Here is an 18390-nt window from a genome sequence, read left to right as displayed (position 1 = left end):
ACATTCCTCCTTATTTCGTATCGTACCAAGTATCTCCTGTGGCAATATCCACTTTCAGAGGCACGTTGAGCTTAACCGCTGACTCCATTACTTCTGGAACCAATGCCATCAACTTCTCCAATTCTTCTGCAGGTGCTTCAAAGATTAACTCATCGTGCACTTGCAGAATCATTTTCGATTGAAGCCCTTCACGTTCAAGTGCCGTATCCATCTCAATCATTGCTTGTTTAATGACATCGGCTGCACTTCCTTGAATCGGCGTATTCATCGCCGTCCGTTCCGCAAAGCTGCGCAAATTGAAATTCGAGCTATTGATGTCCGGTAAATAGCGGCGGCGGTTCATCAAGGTCGTGACGAATCCGTCTTTTTTCGCTTGTTCGACGATTGATGTCATATAGCCTTGGACTCCTGGAAAACTGGCCAAATACTGTTCGATAAATTCAGCCGCTTCTTTTCGCGTGATGTTCAAGTTTTGCGACAAGCCGTAGTCACTAATTCCGTAGACAATGCCAAAGTTGACCGCTTTGGCAGCGCGGCGCATATCCGAAGTCACGTCTTCAAGCGCTACATTGAACACGTCGCTAGCCGTTTTGGTATGAATATCCATATCTGATTGGAATGCTTCAATCAAACTTTCGTCTTTCGACATATGGGCGAGCACACGCAATTCAATCTGTGAATAATCTGCCGCAACCATGACCCACCCCGGTTGTGATGGGACGAAGGCTTTGCGGATTTTGCGGCCTTCATCAAGGCGTACCGGGATGTTCTGCAAGTTCGGGTTTGTGGAACTGAGCCTGCCAGTCGTCGTTAAGGCTTGCTGGAAACGCGTATGAACTTTGCCATCCTCGTGAATCTCTTTCAGTAACCCTTCGATATACGTTGACAATAATTTTCCAAGCTGTCGATACATAAGAATGTGATGAATGATTTCGTGCTTGCCTTCCAATTTTTCGAGCACATCTGCAGCCGTCGAATAGCCGGTTTTGGTCTTTTTGATCGCTGGTAAGCCAAGCTGCTCGAATAGGATAACTCCTAGTTGCTTCGGTGAATTGATATTAAATTCCTGTCCGGCAAGTGCGTAAATCTCTTGCTCGATCATGCCGAGTTTACGTTTCAATTCTACCCCCATGTCTGCCAATTGTTCACGATCCACTTTGACGCCAAGCGATTCCATTTGGCCGAGCACTTTCGCAAGTGGCAGCTCCAATTTATCATACAAGTCAAATTGCTCGTTTTCTTCTAATTTGTCAACAACCACAGGCCGCACGTTGAAAATGGCTCTCGCTTTTCTAGCCATATGCTCATTCAAATCCTCAGCTTCAGGAACTTTTTTCTTTGCGCCTTTGCCGTAGACTTGCTCGTTAGTCGACACGTCCGAATAACCGTATTCCCGGACGATATCCGAAAGGTCGGTATACTTTAGTGACGGATTGACGATATAAGCCCCGAGCATCAAGTCGAAGTCCACTCCATCGATTTTTATGCCCTTTCTAAGAAACGCCGCAGTGGCCGCTTTTGAATCCGACATATACTTAGCCGCGGATGGATCTTCTAGCCAAGTTTTGAATTCGTCGGATTGCTCCGCCACTTCCATCGGGATAACATATGTTGCTGTTTCAGATGCCAAAGAGACGCCCAGTAAATCGCAGCTGTGATAGTGCTCATCATATAGCTCTAAATGGACCGCCATGCCGTCTTCAAGCAAGCTCTTATCGACCCTTTCAAGCACTTCGAAATGCAGTTCTTTCTTCTCGGTTTCCTCCGCCGTATAATCTAGTTTTTCCAATAAAGATTTAAACCCAAGTTCATTCCAGATACGCACCAATTCGTCTTGGTCGGGTCCTGTGTAATCGAGTTCGCCGATCGACACTTCGACCGGCGCTTGTCGTTCGATCGTGGCTAGTTTTTTGGACAAATGCGCAAGCTCTTCGTTTTCCACAAGCTTTTCCTTCATCTTGCCCTTTTGTTCTTCTATCGCTTCGTACACGCCTTCTACTGAGCCATGTTTTGCGAGCAGCTTCAAAGCTGTCTTTTCACCGACGCCAGGAACTCCCGGAATATTATCGGAGGAATCACCCATCAAACCTTTCATATCAATGATCTGCAGCGGGCTCAGGCCGTATTTCTCTTGGATATGTTCCACGGTGTATTTCTCGATATCGGTGATGCCTTTACGGGTGATATAGACAACGGTCGAATCAGAGGCAAGCTGGGTTAAATCCTTGTCTCCTGATACGACAACGACTTGGTCACCTGCTTGTTCAGCCTGCAGGCTCAGCGTGCCGATAATATCGTCCGCCTCGTAATTATTGAGTTCGTATTGTTTGATTTGGTATGCGGAAAGCAGCTGGCGCAAATAGGGAAACTGCTCGGACAGTTCCGGCGGAGTCTTTTGCCGCCCGCCTTTATATTCTGAATAGGCTTCGTTGCGGAAAGTCGTTTTCCCGGCGTCGAACGCCACCATCATATGTGTCGGCTTTTCTTCCTCCAATAGCTTCTGCAGCATTGTCGTGAATCCGTAAACTGCATTCGTATGTACACCGTTGTCATTAGTCAGTAGTGGCAGCGCGAAAAAAGCGCGGTATGCCAAGCTGTTGCCGTCGAGCAATAAGATTTTCTTTGACATAAAATTACCCCTTTCCATAAAAAAAGCCGTCATTCCCTTTATTTTACCACGCAGGCAAATAGAAGAGAAATGACGGCTCACTAGCTATTCAAGATTTCCGGATAACAATCTTGCGTAAGGCGAATCTGACGGCATGATGATGACCGTATCTTCACCGACCGTTTTCGAATACGATTCGAGTGAACGGTATAACTCATAAAACTCAGGATCTTTCGAGAACGATTCATTGTAAATCTGTGCGGCTTCCGCTTCCCCATCTGCTTGAATCAAGGCCGCCTCTTTCTTCGCTGTCGCAATGACCTCCTGCGCTTCACGGTCGGCTTGAGCTTCGATTTCACGCTTGCGTGCGTCGCCTTGCGACAGGTAATCCTGCGCAGTTGAATCGCGTTCTGAGATCATGCGCGTAAATACCGCCTGTTCGTTTTCCGCAGGCAAATCGGTACGTTTCATGCGGACATCTACAACTTCGATGCCGTATTGGTCTGTTTCCAATAATTCATTGACTCGTGTCGTCACCGTGTCATTCAAGCTGCCACGCGATGAGTTTTCATCGTTAATGATTTCATCGTAATTCAATTGGCCAAGCTCCGTGCGCACGACAGAATAGATAAACTCTTCCATGCGCGATTCAGCGTTGATGATCGTGCCGGCATTTGAAATCATGCTTAAGGGGTCGGTCACATGCCAAACCGCATAGTTATCGATGAGAATTCGCTTTTTGTCTCTCGTATTGATTTCTGCTTCCGTCACATCATAAGTCATCTGATACTTCGGAATGGTCGTCACGCTTTGAATGAACGGAACTTTCATTTTGATGCCGGGATCTTCTTGAACTTTAACGACTTCGCCAAACTGGCGAACGACGCGGTATTCATTTTCTTTCACGACATAAATATTGGTCAGCACTATCAACAAGGTGAAAAAGACGATTGCCGAGATGACAATGGTTTTCCAGTGTTTACGGAAATTGATTGGCTCTCTAGGTTCTCTCGGGTTTTTGGCACGGTTTTTATTGCCGAAAATATCTGTCGTGTTGGAGTTTCCAAATGGTTGTTTTGGATCCATCAGTTGCCGCCTCCTTCTTCTGTTTCTTCTTCAGCTGCCGGCGGTACGACGGTCTGCATTTCACCGAGCGGCAAATATTTCATTGTTCCTTCATCATCATTCATAATATAAAGTTTGGCATCCGGCAGGACTGATTCCAAAGTTTCCATAATCAAGCGCTGTTTCGTTACTTCGGGGTTGCCTTCGTACTCGGCGTACAGTTTATCGAATACCGCAACGTCCCCTGTTGCTTGCTCGACGCGTTCCACTTTTTGTGCTTCCGCACGGGAATTGATGGCCGATTTCTCACCTAAAGCTTCGTTGCGTTTCTGGTTTTCGTATTTATTCGCTTCGTTGATTTTTGTGTTCATCGTCTCACGGGCATCTGTTACGTTCGTAAATGCTGCGCGGACTTCTTCGTTTGGCAATTCAACATCCTGCAATTTCACTGCTAAGACAGAAATGCCGATATCGTATTCTTCAATGAGTGAAGACAAGAGGTCGCGTGTTTCCGCTTCGATTTCTGCTTTACCTGAAGTCAGCGCATCGTCAATCAACGAACTGCCGATAATCGAACGGATCGAGGCGGATGTGGCATCGTGAAGCATTTCCCGGGGATCTTCTGCATTGAACAGGAATTTTTTTGGGTCGGTGATCTTCCACTGTACGACCAGATCCGTCAAGACGATGTTCTCATCTCCCGTGATCATTTTAGTTTCTTTGTCGTATGTAGTAATTTCCCCTTCTGCATTTTGGTCATAACCAAATTGAAGGCTGTAAGTTTCTTTTGACATCACTTCCGCTTTTTGGATCGGCCAAGGCATCTTGAAGTGGAGCCCTGATTCAGTTACCGGCTCTCCCGCCTCGCCGAATGTAATGATGACCGCTTGTTCAGACTCATCGACTGTATACCAGGATGTAAAGACCGCGACCAATAGAAGTATGCCGACGACCGACAGCCCGATAATCGATAGCACTCGTTTCGTAGTCATGTTGTTTCCCCCTTTTTTCTTTATAATTATGTATACGGAATGATTGTGAAATAGTTTCATGAAAATAGAAAAAGAGCCCGGGGAGGGGCTCTTTTTCAAGTCATGCGGTTGAAGGGGGTTCTATTAAAGAATAGCACCCCATTATGAAGCTAGTGTTAAGCCTTTGTAAACTTACCATTGATTATTTTTATATTTTTTATAATAATTCACTTGGCGCGCAAACAGATACAGTTTGCGTTTCATATGAGTATCTTTTTTATAAAATAGCGGATTGCCGTATTTCTTTTCCTTAATCAGGCGCTTAATGTCTTTTTGGACCGCCTGATTTTGAACGAAATTGCGCAACACCACTTTTGGAACAACCGTGAACAAGAAATCTTCGTTCAAATACGTAATCGGCTTCTCTATTTTGTAGATCAAATCATCGACTAAGTACTTTGCCATATTGTGGCCAAGCGCTGTCACATAATAACTAGACCGCCCTTGACGAATATTCACTTCAAAGACTTTAAACTTCTTATCGCGCGAATCGTATTTCAAATCGAAATTAGCGAATCCTGTATAACCGACCGCTTCGAGAAAATGCTGGAGTTTTTCCATCATTTCTTTGTCAAAGCGCGTGATGAGTGCCGTGTAATTGCCGATAGCTGTGACGGTGTGCTCCTGCAAGACAACTTGTGCATACGTCACCAATTGCGTTTGGCCTTTCGCATTGGCATAAATGACGGAATCCCACATGTATGTATCGTCGCCAGGGATAAAATCCTGAATGATCAATTCATCACGGTAGCCGCTTGCTTTGATTTTTTGAACGACTTCGAATAATTCTTTCGGGCTGTCCACTTTATAGACTTTTTCCTGCCCTTCGAATTTGTTGCGGCTGTATTCGATGCCATTGCTCGGTTTAACAACAACCGGATACATCATATCGCTGTCGTCGAATGGCACGTCTTTGCTGCAGTCGTAAAAATAAGTAGTCGGCGTATCAATGCCATGCTCTTTGCATAATGCGTAGAAATTCGCTTTCATCTGCAATTGGTTCATTAAATCTTCAGTCGGGTAATTAAAGACATAATGCTCACGCAGCACTTTAGCGTTTTCAATAATCAAACGCACGTACAAATCGTTCGTGCCGACCAGCAGCAAAGTTTTGCCGGGCGCTCTGTATTTGTCAGCCATGCCGATTAAAATATCAGCGAAATGCTCCGGCTCAGACAATTTTTTATCAAATTCGATTGTTTCCGTAATCGAGCTCATCTCCGTAAAGGATAAAGGCTCTTTTCCGATCAAGATCGGCTTAATTCCGTATGCTTCATGAAATGAAATCGCCATATTATAAGCATTCATATCAGTGCCGACAATGATCGGCAAAAATGGGTGATTGGTTTCCATATGTTCCTCCTAAAATTCTTCCGCAAGCGGCAAATAAACGGTAAAAGTCGTCCCTATGCCGACTTCGCTTGTTACTTCGACATTGCCATGATGCGCTTCAATGATATGTTTAACAATCGACAGCCCTAATCCCGTACCACCCGAATTTCGGCTGCGGGCACGGTCAACCCGGTAGAAACGCTCAAACAATCGGCCAATTTCAGAAGCTTCGATCCCGATTCCCTGATCCACCACTTCCACGACGGCCATATTTCCTTCACTATAGAGCTTTAATGACACCAAGGTGTTTTCCTGTGAATAGGTGGCGGCATTGATCAATAAATTGACGATCACTTGAATGAGGCGGTTGCCATCTCCCTTGACCATGGTCGGTTTCAGGTTTAGCTCAAGGCCGATATTCTTTTCTGCAAGTTTCGGATGCACCGTTTCGATTGCACGTTCGATAACTGCTTTCATATCCGTCGGCTCGAGTTCAATATGAAAGGCAGAACGTTCCATATTCGACAGGTTCAGCAAATCATTGATTAGCATTTCCAAACGATTACTTTCTGTCTGGATGATCTCCAAAAAAGATAATAAGGTTTCCTTATCCTGATAAGCCCCGTCTAGTAAGGTTTCAGAAAAACCTTTAATCGATGTAACAGGGGTGCGCAACTCATGGGAGACATTCGCCACAAAATCTTTGCGCACTTGCTCCAACTTTTTCAACTCGGTAATATCGTGAAAGACGATGACCACACCGAGCCATCGCTCATGCTCACCGATGACCGGCGCACCGTATACATCCAGATTTTTCATTTTCAGCCCGTCGGCAAACTCGATTTGGTCGCGTGATCGATTCTCCGTCATAAATACGGTTTCAATGAATGATTTCAACTCCGGTGCGATATTAATTTCTCGGTACAAACTGCCAAGAACCGTTTCACTGCTCAAAGCTGTTTCTTCCAGAAACGCCCGGTTGACCAATGAGATCGTCCCTTGACGGTCAATCATGACCAGTGCACTTCCCATATTCTCAATGAGTGTTTTCAATCGCTCCTGCTCCATTTGGCGAACAGTAGAGACTTCCTGCAAATTACGGGCCAGTACGTTGATCGTTTTGTTCAGTTCCAGGCTGCCCTGGGCATCGGATTCATAGGCCCGCGCACGATAATTTCCTTTTACCAATTCTACTGCGGTTGCTGTCGCATTCTCTATCGGTTCCACTTGCAGACGAATAATGCGATTTCCAATAACTGCTGATGCGCCAAAGCCAATAAGGAAAACCAGTCCCATCGCCACCCAGACAGCAGACTTGTTTCCTTCCACCGCATACAAAGGAAGAAACTGAAGAACAATCAAATAAAGACCGACAAGCAGCGTACCGATCCAAAGCAGTAGGGAAAGCAACAAGCGGCGACGAAAGGTCATGGACTTTTCGGCTCCTCGAATTTATATCCCAATCCCCGAATCGTTTTAATAAATATCGGTTTGCGTGTATTAACTTCTATTTTCTCTCGTAAATGGCTGACATGGACATCGACAATTCGCGTATCTCCAGCAAAATCGTATTTCCAGACCGCACTCAATAATTGATCGCGAGTCAATACTCTATTTTTATTTTCCACCAAATAGACAAGCAGTTCGAATTCTTTTGGTGTAAACTCCAATTGCTTGTCATCCAAAAACACTTCAAAGCGTTCCGGGAAAATCTGCAATTTGCCAAATACGTATGCGGCAGCCCCTTCCTGCTGAATGACAGGGCTGGTTTCTGCCCTGCGCAGTACCGCCTTGATGCGAGCCACCACTTCCCGCGGGCTAAATGGCTTCGTCATGTAATCATCCGCACCAAGCTCTAGGCCGAGAACTTTATCGAATTCATCCCCTTTTGCCGTTAACATAATAATTGGCGTGTTCACTTTCTGCTGGCGCAGCGATTTGCATACTTCCACACCATCCATCGATGGCAACATCAAATCGAGAACAATCAAATCAGGCTTTTCGCTCATCGCAAGGTCATAGCCCTGTTTCCCATCATTCGCTATGATTGTTTCGTACCCAGCTTGCACCAAATTATAAGATAACAGTGTCGCAATCGAATGTTCGTCTTCAATAATCAAAAGTTTCTTCGGCATTTTACATCCTCCACACTCAATTTGGAACCCCCATTCCAAATCGCTTTAGAAATTCTCCATCGCCTGCGTCGTCAATTTACTTGATGTCTTCGGCGGCTGCGCCACGATTTTTCCTTCAATGCAAATCGCACCTTCTTCATCCGTGCCTTCTACGCGAATTGTTGCCAGATTAGCTCTTACATCCACGTCCACGACTTCCAAGAGAAAATCGACCGTGGCATAATGGTAGACCGGTTTTTTGAAGACCAATTGCTGTTCACAAATATACGAACCTGGTCCTGGCATATATTTGGATACTGCGGATGTGACGATACCCGTCAGCATGATGTTTGGCACCACTGGCTTTTCAAAACTAGTAGTTGAAGCAAAATCGTGCTGGATATATAACGGGTTACCGTCATTTGTAAGACCGAGGTACAAGAGCAAATCCTTGTCTTCAATCTTTTCCGTCAACTTCAATTTCTCGCCAACTGTGATATCTTCAATCTTTCTGCCTAATTTACGTTTTTTCCCGAGTAACACGGGCGTTCCCTCCCCTAAGTGGTTCATATCCTTATAGTATCAATTTCATGAGCACAAGTGCAAGCTCACTTGCTGTGGCAGCAAATGAATAAAGTTTTCACTGAGTTAATTTTATGTATAAAAAAAGCCAGGCAGCTTGTTCTGCCTGGCTCTGAGATTACGCCAATACGTCCATGACTGCTTTCACTGAAGCAGCAGACTTGTCTAGCGCCCGTTTTTCTTCTTCATTCAACTCGATTTCAATAATCTTTTCAATTCCAGATGCACCGAGCACAGCCGGTACACCTAGATAGATTCCGTCCATGCCATATTCGCCTTGCAAATAAGCGATCGATGGCAAGACTCGTTTTTGGTCGAGTAGAATCGCTTCCGCCATTTCAACTAAAGAAGCGGCAGGGGCATAATAAGCCGAGCCGTTCCCTAGTAAATTGACAATTTCCGCGCCGCCTTTTCGCGTACGTTCAACAATTTGGCCCAAGCGCTCTTTCGAGATAAGGGTTTCGAGCGGCACACCTCCAGCGGAAGAATAACGAACGAGCGGCACCATATCATCCCCGTGCCCACCCAACACAAAGCCTGTGATGTCTTTAACAGAAAGATTGAGTTCTTGCGCAACAAAGCTTCGGAAGCGTGCGGAATCCAGTACACCTGACTGTCCGATAACGCGTTCTTTCGGGAATCCAGATTCCTTGAAAACAGTGTATGTCATTGCATCTACCGGGTTCGTCAGCACAACTATAGTCGCTTCTGGCGAATGCTCGACAATTTCTTTGGTGACGGACTTCATAACTTTCTGGTTGGTCTGCACTAAATCGTCCCGGCTCATGCCGGGTTTTCGCGCCACGCCGGCAGTGATGATCACGAGGTCGGAGCCTTTCGTGTCCCCGTAATCCGAAGTGCCGGTAATATGGGCGTCAAAGTTTAAGACAGGCGCTGCTTCTGCCATATCCAGCGCTTTCCCTTTGGCCGGGTCTTCCATTGCGGGAATATCGACTATGACCACATCCCCCAATTCCTTTTGCGCGAGCAGGAATGCTGTCGTCGCGCCTGTGAATCCAGAACCGATTACCGAAATCTTTTTCCGTTTGAATGTCATGCAAAACTCCCCTTTCCATCGGATGATACAACAAAGAGGAGGCAAAAGCCTCCTCTTTCATTTTACATGTTTTTAATTAGTTCATCAGCGAATTCAGATGTTTTCACTTCTGTCGCTCCGTCCATTAGGCGGGCGAAGTCATAAGTGACAACTTTAGACGCGATAGTTTTTTCCATAGACTGGGAAATCAATTTAGCTGCTTCTGTCCAGCCAAGGTGCTCAAGCATCAAGACGCCTGAAAGGATAACAGAAGATGGGTTTACTTTATCAAGGCCAGCATATTTTGGAGCCGTTCCGTGAGTCGCCTCAAAGATTGCATGCCCTGTGTCGTAGTTGATGTTCGCGCCTGGCGCGATTCCGATTCCGCCGACTTGTGCAGCAAGTGCATCAGAAATATAGTCGCCGTTCAAGTTCATTGTTGCTACAACATCGAACTCGCTCGGGCGTGTAAGGATTTGCTGAAGGAAGATATCAGCGATGGAATCTTTAACAAGGATTTTGCCTGAAGCCAAAGCATCTTCTTGCGCTTTGTTCGCAGCATCTGTTCCTTTTTCGTCTTTGATTGCATCGTATTCGTTCCATGTGAAGACTTTGTCGCCGAACTCTTGCTCAGCCACTTCATAGCCCCAGTTTTTGAAAGCTCCTTCAGTGAACTTCATGATGTTCCCTTTGTGAACAAGTGTCACAGAGTCGCGGCCTTCAGTCAACGCGTAGTTGATTGCAGCGCGTACTAAGCGTTTAGTGCCTTCTTCAGAAATTGGTTTGATACCGATACCTGATGATTCAGGGAAGCGGATGTTTTTAACGCCCATTTCGTCTGTAAGGAATGAGATCAATTTTTTCACTTCGTCGCTGCCGTTAGCATATTCGATACCCGCATAAATATCTTCAGTGTTTTCACGGAAGATGACCATGTCTGTATCTTCAGGGCGTTTAACCGGTGAAGGCACGCCTTCGAAATAACGTACTGGGCGCAAGCAAGTGTAAAGATCTAGCTCTTGGCGAAGTGCCACGTTCAATGAACGGATACCGCCGCCGATTGGCGTAGTAAGTGGTCCTTTGATAGCGATCAAGTATTCGCGAATAACGTTAAGCGTTTCTTCCGGAAGCCATTCGCCAGTTTCGTCGAATGCTTTTTGACCAGCTAAAACTTCTTTCCAAACGATTGATTTTTCGCCGTTATAAGCTTTGTTTACCGACTCTTCAAGTACGCGTGAAGCTGCGTTCCAGATGTCAGGTCCAGTTCCGTCACCGATAATGTATGGAATGACTGCATTGTTAGGGACGTTTAATACGCCGTTATTTGTTGTAATTTTTTCACCGTTAGCCATTTTAAAATTCCTCCTGTGTTCAAAGTCATAGGGCTGCACTATGTGTCAGCCCCATCAAATTTTATTGTTTTGCCTAAATTAACGTTCTTCAACTGGCACGTAAGTTTGCATGCCAGGCCCGATGTATTCCGCACGCGGACGGATCAAGCGGTTGTTCGAGTATTGCTCCAAGATATGCGCGAGCCAGCCCGATGCACGGGACACTGCGAAGATCGGCGTGAACAAATCATGCTCGATGTTCAAGGAATGATAAACCGAAGCCGAATAGAAATCGACGTTTGGTGGAAGCGGTTTGGCGCTTGTCACCATTTCTTCGATTTTCACGGACATGTCGTACCATTTCGATTCGCCGCGAAGCTCAGTGAGCTTTTTCGACATTTCGCGCAAATGCTTCGCACGTGGGTCGCCTTGTTGGTATACACGGTGGCCAAAGCCCATGATTTTTTCTTTGTTCGCCAGTTTTTCGTTGATGACCGGCTCAACATTATCGACAGAACCGATTTCTGTCAACATCTTCATCACTTGCTCGTTAGCGCCGCCGTGAAGTGGGCCTTTCAAAGCACCAATTGCTGCCGTTACGCCTGAATAGACGTCAGACAATGTTGCGACTGCAACACGCGCTGTGAACGTTGAAGCGTTCAATTCGTGGTCAGCATGAAGTACGAGCGCTTTGTTGAACGCTTCGACTTCGATGTCTTTTGGCTCTTCGCCAGACAACATGTACAGGAAGTTTGCTGCAAAGCTGTAATCCGTTTTCGGCTGGATCGGTTCTTTGCCGGCGCGAATGCGGCCGAATGCCGTCACAAGCGTCGAGATCTTCGCCTGGATTTTGATCGCTTTGCGGTAGTTCGCTGCATCTTCCATTACTTCCGCTTCTTCGTCGAAGAGGCCAAGCATAGAAACCGCTGTGCGAAGTGCCGCCATCGGGTGAACGTTTTTAATGTCGTATGTCTTGAAGTGGTCGAGTACCGCTTGCGGCACCGCCATGTTGTCAGCAAGCTGTTGCTTGAGCTCTGCGAGTTCGTTTGCTTTAGGCAAACGTTGATGCCAAAGCAGGTAGATCACTTCTTCGAAGCTGGCGTTGTCCGCCAGATCGTCGATATTGTAGCCGACGTATGTAAGGGTATCGTCGATGATCGAACTGATCGCCGATTGAGTTGCGACTACACCTTCTAAACCTTTTGATGATGTCATGTAAATCTCTCCTTCTAGAATCTACTTCATCATTCCAAAAAAAAAACAGAATAATGAGCCATCTGCTTTCATGCACTTTTCCGTAAATGGACTTACCTAGTCATTATAATCAACTTTGTAGAATTTGTGAATGAAAACGATTGGTAAAATTTAAAACCTCTTGCTTTTTTGATGAATGAACCCGGTATTATCCAACGATAATCCGGGTATTTTTCATCTTTTTCTGTAGCATCCGATAAACCAAGGGCTTGTATAGCTTTTGTGTCGGGGTGAACAATAAACTAAATCCGACGGCATCCGAAATAAATCCAGGTGTCAGCAGCAATGTACCGCCGACTAGGATAAAGGCTGCACCAATCAAGCGGTCTCCCGGAGGCTGCATTTGGTTCATGCTCGATTGGATGTCGCGGATCGCTTTTAAGCCTTGGCGTTTTGCCAAGTAAGCCCCGAGCAAACCAGTCGCCAAAATCAAGGCCAGTGTCCAGAAGAAACCAATCTGCCCGCCTGCCCAGATTAAAATCGCAAGCTCAAGAGTCGGTACGATTATTAATGCTAAAAAGATCCACTTCATCATAGTCAATCGACCTCCAAATTTTCGTTACAGAACGCTTGCGTGCCCGTGGTAAATGACACCTGCATCTGCATCAATCGTGATTTCCTGTCCAGACTCCACTTTTGTCATCGCCTCTTTAACGCCGACGATAACTGGAATTCCAAGGCTCAAGCCAACAACTGCTGCGTGGCTTGTTAAACCGCCTTCTTCTGTCACAATTCCTGCACAATTATTGATGGCATCCATCATATCGCGATCAGTACCGTAAGTGACAATGATTTTGCCTTCTGTGTCGACCGCCAAAGCTTCTTCAGCGTTGCGAACGACGACCGCTTCACCAAAACCAACATTTTTGCCGATGCCTTGGCCTTTAGCCAAGATATCACCAATTACACGCAACTTCATCAAATTGGTTGTCCCAGCTTCACCGACTGGTACTCCAGCTGTAATGATGACTAGGTCGCCATGTTTGATCAAGCCATGCTTAAGCGCTTCTTCCACTGCTACTTCAAGCATTTGATCTGTTGATTCAACGCGTGTTCCGACAATCGGCTGAACGCCCCAGATCAAGGTCAATTTGCGCGCAGTACGAGTCGTTGATGTAACTGCTATAACCGGAGAACCCGGGCGGTATTTGGAAATCATTTTTGCCGTATGGCCACTTTCAGTCGGCGCCAGAATTGCTTGAACACGCAGATTAAGAGCTGTATAAGCGACCGCTTGACCAATCGCTTCTGTCATGTTCGATTCTTTTTCTTTGCGGCGGTTGGAAACGATTTGCTTATGGTTTAGCGCAGCTTCTGTCGTCTCAGCAATACGGTGCATTGTCTCAACTGACTCGACCGGATAAAGCCCTGCTGCGGTTTCGCCTGACAACATGATGGCATCGGTGCCGTCAAAGATGGCATTTGCCACATCACTTGCTTCTGCGCGTGTCGGACGCGGATTGCGTTGCATCGAGTCCAGCATCTGTGTCGCTGTGATAACCGGCTTTCCTGCGCTATTGCATTTATTGATCATCGATTTTTGAACGATTGGCACTTCTTCCGCAGGGATTTCTACCCCAAGGTCTCCACGCGCCACCATCAGGCCGTCTGAAACGACAAGGATTTCATCCAAGTTATCGACGCCTTCCTGGTTTTCGATTTTCGGAATGATTTGGATATGTGATCCGCCATTCTTTTCCAATAAACTGCGGATTTCCATTACATCTGAACGTCTGCGGACAAAAGATGCAGCGACAAAATCGACATCCTGCTCGATGCCGAACAATAAATCAGCTGCGTCTTTTTCCGTAATTCCCGGTAATTGCACCGAAACTCCTGGAACGTTAACGCCTTTTTTCGTTTTCAACGTGCCGGCGTTTTCAACGATTGTATGAATTTGCCCTTGCTTTTTATCAATGCTTGTTACGCGCAATTCAATCAAGCCATCATCCAACAGAATTGTAGAGCCTTCGTGGACATCTTCAATTAACTTATCGTATGTGATTGAAAACATTTCTTTCGTGCCCAACACTTCTGTCATGGAAATCGTGATTTCTTGATTGGTATCAAGTTCAATGGAATCATTTTCCATTTTGTGTGTTCTGATCTCCGGACCTTTGGTATCTAAGAGAATACCTACTGTAATGCCGGTTTTTTCAGAAGCTTCGCGAATACGCTTAATGCGTAAGGCATGCTCCTCGTGGTCCCCGTGCGAGAAGTTCAAGCGCGCAACGTTCATGCCCGCCTTCATCAATTGTTCTAATACTTCCGGTGATTCACTTGCCGGACCGATTGTGCAGACGATTTTCGTTTTTCTCAATAGACTCACTCCATTTAACTATTTAAATTGATAACTCTTTAGAAAGTTCGTACAAGCTCATATCGGCATCGTGATCTTTTTCGAATGCCGTTGTCATATCATAGTCTACCACCTGATGATTTTTCATGCCAATAGCCAGGCCGCCTTTTCCTTCAAGCAGCACTTCTACAGCCCGTGCGCCGAACAAGCTCCCAAGCACACGGTCGCGGGCAGTTGGCGTACCGCCGCGTTGGATATGGCCAAGAACAGAGACACGCGTTTCCACATTGGTCTTGCCGGAGATCTGCTCAGCTAATTCCCCGCCGCTCATGACGCCTTCAGCAACGATGATAATGCTGTGTTTCTTGCCGCGCTTGCGGCCGCTTTCGAGGCGTTCGAGCATATCCTCGATATCAAATGGTGCTTCAGGGATCAGGATAGTCTCGGCACCGCCGGCTAGCCCTGCCCATACAGCTAAATCGCCAGCATCTCTGCCCATCACTTCGATGATGAATGTCCGCTCGTGACTAGTCGCCGTGTCGCGAATCTTATCGATTGCTTCAATGACGGTGTTCAAGGCCGTATCGAAACCGATTGTGTAATCCGTTCCGGGAATATCGTTATCGATCGTCCCGGGAACCCCGATACTCGGAAACCCTCTTTTAGTCAAAGCCATCGCGCCGCGGTATGAACCGTCTCCGCCAATGACTACTAGGCCTTCAATGCCATTTTTCTTCATTTGTTCGATCGCCTTTAATTGTCCTGCTTCTGTCCGGAACTCGTCGCAACGGGCAGAATAAAGTTTTGTGCCTCCGCGCTGGATGATATCGCCGACATCTCCTGCTTGCAGGTCTTTGATATCTCCATTAATCAAGCCTTGGTAGCCATAATAGACGCCAGCTACTTCAACGCCATGAAAAATGCCTTTCCGGACAACTGCGCGAACCGCCGCATTCATCCCGGGCGAATCACCGCCACTTGTTAATACTCCAATCTTTTTCATCAGAACCGCCTCCTGCACTTCCTTTTTACTTTATCCACCTTACCACGCAGGGCGTGTGCTGTCAGTCCACAACTTCTGCTCTGCGGGCGTTTTTTGATAAATAATGAAAAATAAAAAGACCGCATTACGCGGCCTGAGTATTATTCAGTGAAAACTCCGATCGCCCGGAATTTTTCGTAGCGTTGTTCAATCAATTGTTGAGGACTTAAACTTCCTAGTTCCTTCAAGGAGTGACGGATAGCGCCACTGATTAACTGTGCTTGTCGAGTCGTATCGTGATGCGCCCCACCGCGCACTTCCGGAATCATGTGCTCGATAATGCCCATATTTAATAGATCAGGTGCAGTTATTTTCATCGCTTCCGCCGCCGTTTTCGCAAGTGCCGAATCTTTCCACAAAATCGACGCTGCCCCTTCCGGTGAAATGACCGAGAACGTCGAATTCTCAAGCATCAAAATCTGGTTGCCGACACCAAGCGCTAATGCCCCGCCGCTGCCGCCTTCGCCGATAACGATTGACAGCACTGGCACTTCGAGACCTGCCATTTCGACTAAGTTGCGGGCAATCGCTTCGCTTTGTCCGCGCTCTTCAGCGGCCCTGCCTGGGTATGCGCCTTTTGTATCAATCAGGCAAATGACTGGGCGTCCAAATTTTTCTGCTTGTTTCATCAAGCGCAGCGCTTTCCGGTAGCCTTCTGGATGCGGCATCCCGAAATTGCGGCGGACATTTTCTTTCGTGTCCTTGCCGCGCTGATGACCGATGATGGTTACCGCTTGCCCTTCAAAGCTGCCGATACCGCCGATGATTGCCTCATCGTCTCCATAAACTCGATCTCCGTGCAGCTCGATGAAATCATTGAAAACAAGTGGCAAGTAATCCAAAGTCGTCGGACGTTCCGGGTGGCGCGCCACTTGAACACGATCCCAAGGCTTCATGTTTTCATATATTTCTTCCTCGAGTTTTGCAAACCGCTCTTCTAGAGAAGTAATTTCTGAACTGAGATCAACATCTGCTGTTTTTGTATATTCCTTCAGTTCAGAAATCTTTTTTCTCAACTCAATTAAAGGTTCTTCAAACGCCATTGTCTTCATTTTCTTTTTAGACATTGGATTCAGCTCCTTTCACGTGCAGTTGCACAATCGTCGATAATGTCTCACGCATTTTCGACCGATGTACGACCGCATCCAGCTGTCCATGAGCCAGTAAAAATTCTGCCGTTTGGAAGTCTTCCGGCAATTTTTCACGGACCGTTTGTTCGATGACGCGGCGTCCGGCAAAGCCGATCAATGCCTTTGGTTCCGCCAAATTGATGTCGCCGACAGATGCAAAACTCGCGGACACGCCGCCAGTTGTCGGATGCGTCAAAATCGACACGAACAACAAGCCCTCGTTCGAATGGCGTTTAAGTGCAACACTTGTTTTTGCCATTTGCATAAGCGACAATACGCCTTCTTGCATGCGTGCCCCGCCACTCGCTGTAAAGATTAAAAATGGCACTTTTAACTTGGTGGCCAATTCCACAGCACGCGTGATTTTTTCGCCTACTACCGAGCCCATCGAGCCCATGCGAAAATGTGAATCCATAACAGCCACGACTACTTGTTGTCCTTTAATCGCCCCTGTTCCTGTTAGCACCGCTTCGTTTAAACCAGTTTTTTCGCAGTCAGCTTGAACTTTTTCACTGTATCCTGGGAAATTTAACGGGTTCTCAGATTTCAAATGATCGTCTACTGATTCAAAACTCGCTTCGTCCAATAGATGAACAATCCGTTCGCGTGCTGTCATTTTAAAATGATGATCGCATTTCGGGCATACTTTTCCCAAATTCTCCAATTCTTTTGTTAAAGTGATGTGTTTGCAGTTCGGACATTTGGTCATCAAGCCTTCAGGCACGTCTTTAGCCGCTTTGGACGGAATTGTCGCTTCTTTTTCATCTCGTTTTCGCTTGAATATATCTCTTATCATTGCCATTATGCATTCTCTCCTTTAATTAAGACGCTGCTCCAAGTTTTGAATTCGCGGATGGCTGTTGGGCCATCCTGTTGTTCAATGGCCAGCAGGATGTTCTTCAATAAGGCTTTTTCTTCAAGGCTTGCTTCGCCGTCGTAAGGATTGCCCCCGTACTGCTTTAATAAGAACCAAATTTTCAGCGATAACCGGTTGCCGGACAATACCATTAACTCGCGGACGAAATCTTCCCTGATAAATTCATGCCCGTCGAGCCGCTCACGCAAACTCTCCCAGACCGGTAGTTTCCAAGCTTCACTTGAACAAATAGCCTGGATTGCCGCAGTTTCGTGAATGCACATCGTTTCGCGTATATCTTCTAGAGTTTTTGTATCTTGCAAGATGAAAGTCGCCAGCAATTCAACGAGGCGATGTTTCCCAGGGTCAGTCAAAAATGTCCCTTCCCCGCGACGCGTTTCGATAAGCCCGAGCAATTCCAAGCTTCGGAGCGCTTCGCGGATCGTCGAACGGCCGACTGCCAACTTTTCAGCCAGCTCCCGTTCTGATGGAATCCGGTCACCCGGACGAATATTCTGTTCCCGAATCATATCCCGCATTTCACTTACAATATTTAAATAACGCTTTGGTTGAGTCATGAAAACTCCTTTTGTTTCCATTTTTTTGAAAGTGGTCTGACCACTAATCCTTCTATACCTTACAAAAAATTTCCGCTGCCGTAAAGAAAAAACTGCATTTCTTTTTAAGAAATGCAGTCCAGGTTGTCGAGA

16 protein-coding genes are annotated in these 18390 nt (G+C 46.4%); all 16 read right to left on the bottom strand.

Annotated features, from left to right (window positions below):
- Positions 1–10: 10 nt before the first annotated feature.
- Positions 11–2629, bottom strand: coding sequence for a DNA polymerase I (gene polA, locus BBI11_RS06615; RefSeq protein WP_068461688.1), 2619 nt, complete (start codon positions 2627–2629; stop codon positions 11–13).
- A gap of 84 nt (positions 2630–2713) precedes the next feature.
- Positions 2714–3694, bottom strand: a complete 981-nt coding sequence (gene hflC, locus BBI11_RS06610; protein WP_068461686.1) for a protease modulator HflC — start codon at positions 3692–3694, stop codon at positions 2714–2716.
- Positions 3694–4665 carry an FtsH protease activity modulator HflK gene (gene hflK, locus BBI11_RS06605; protein ID WP_068461684.1) on the bottom strand — a complete coding sequence of 324 codons (972 nt, stop codon included), beginning with the start codon at positions 4663–4665 and terminating at the stop codon, positions 3694–3696. Before hflK ends, hflC begins: the two co-directional genes overlap by 1 nt.
- 171 nt (positions 4666–4836) lie before the next feature.
- Complete coding sequence (locus tag BBI11_RS06600; protein WP_068461682.1) at positions 4837–6057, bottom strand: carboxylate--amine ligase; 1221 nt, start codon at positions 6055–6057, stop codon at positions 4837–4839.
- A 9-nt stretch (positions 6058–6066) separates the two neighbouring features.
- On the bottom strand, positions 6067–7467 hold the full coding sequence (pnpS, locus tag BBI11_RS06595; protein ID WP_068461679.1) for a two-component system histidine kinase PnpS: 1401 nt from the start codon (positions 7465–7467) through the stop codon (positions 6067–6069).
- Positions 7464–8171: a response regulator transcription factor gene (locus BBI11_RS06590; RefSeq protein ID WP_068461677.1), complete on the bottom strand. Its 708-nt coding sequence runs from the start codon at positions 8169–8171 to the stop codon at positions 7464–7466. Before BBI11_RS06590 ends, pnpS begins: the two co-directional genes overlap by 4 nt.
- A gap of 45 nt (positions 8172–8216) precedes the next feature.
- Positions 8217–8693, bottom strand: a complete 477-nt coding sequence (locus BBI11_RS06585) for a MaoC/PaaZ C-terminal domain-containing protein (protein ID WP_068461675.1) — start codon at positions 8691–8693, stop codon at positions 8217–8219.
- Positions 8694–8850: 157 nt separating this feature from the next.
- Entirely contained in the window at positions 8851–9789 is a 939-nt protein-coding gene (gene mdh, locus BBI11_RS06580; protein ID WP_068461674.1) for a malate dehydrogenase, read from the bottom strand.
- A 62-nt stretch (positions 9790–9851) separates the two neighbouring features.
- Positions 9852–11120 (bottom strand): NADP-dependent isocitrate dehydrogenase, encoded by a 1269-nt coding sequence (gene icd / locus BBI11_RS06575; protein ID WP_068461671.1) that lies wholly within the window; start codon positions 11118–11120, stop codon positions 9852–9854.
- A 78-nt stretch (positions 11121–11198) separates the two neighbouring features.
- Entirely contained in the window at positions 11199–12314 is a 1116-nt protein-coding gene (gene citZ, locus BBI11_RS06570; protein ID WP_068461669.1) for a citrate synthase, read from the bottom strand.
- A 187-nt stretch (positions 12315–12501) separates the two neighbouring features.
- A complete protein-coding gene (locus BBI11_RS06565) occupies positions 12502–12888 on the bottom strand; it encodes an FxsA family protein (protein WP_068461667.1) in 387 nt (128 codons plus the stop codon).
- 24 nt (positions 12889–12912) lie between these two features.
- The gene (pyk, locus tag BBI11_RS06560; RefSeq protein WP_068461666.1) at positions 12913–14673 is read right to left on the bottom strand and encodes a pyruvate kinase; all 1761 of its coding nucleotides are present in this window, start codon (positions 14671–14673) and stop codon (positions 12913–12915) included.
- A 22-nt stretch (positions 14674–14695) separates the two neighbouring features.
- Entirely contained in the window at positions 14696–15655 is a 960-nt protein-coding gene (pfkA, locus tag BBI11_RS06555; protein WP_068461664.1) for a 6-phosphofructokinase, read from the bottom strand.
- Positions 15656–15795: 140 nt separating this feature from the next.
- Positions 15796–16761, bottom strand: a complete 966-nt coding sequence (locus BBI11_RS06550) for an acetyl-CoA carboxylase carboxyltransferase subunit alpha (RefSeq protein WP_068461662.1) — start codon at positions 16759–16761, stop codon at positions 15796–15798.
- Positions 16754–17626 (bottom strand): acetyl-CoA carboxylase, carboxyltransferase subunit beta, encoded by an 873-nt coding sequence (gene accD / locus BBI11_RS06545; protein ID WP_068461660.1) that lies wholly within the window; start codon positions 17624–17626, stop codon positions 16754–16756. The genes BBI11_RS06550 and accD overlap by 8 nt, the downstream gene beginning before the upstream one ends.
- Positions 17626–18258, bottom strand: a complete 633-nt coding sequence (locus BBI11_RS06540; protein WP_167358150.1) for a FadR/GntR family transcriptional regulator — start codon at positions 18256–18258, stop codon at positions 17626–17628. The genes accD and BBI11_RS06540 overlap by 1 nt, the downstream gene beginning before the upstream one ends.
- Between the last annotated feature and the right edge of the window lie 132 nt (positions 18259–18390).

It is taken from the genome of Planococcus maritimus (assembly GCF_001687625.2).
Taxonomy (GTDB): Bacteria; Bacillota; Bacilli; order Bacillales_A; family Planococcaceae; genus Planococcus; species Planococcus maritimus.
This window is presented reverse-complemented; position numbering and strand designations above follow the sequence as displayed.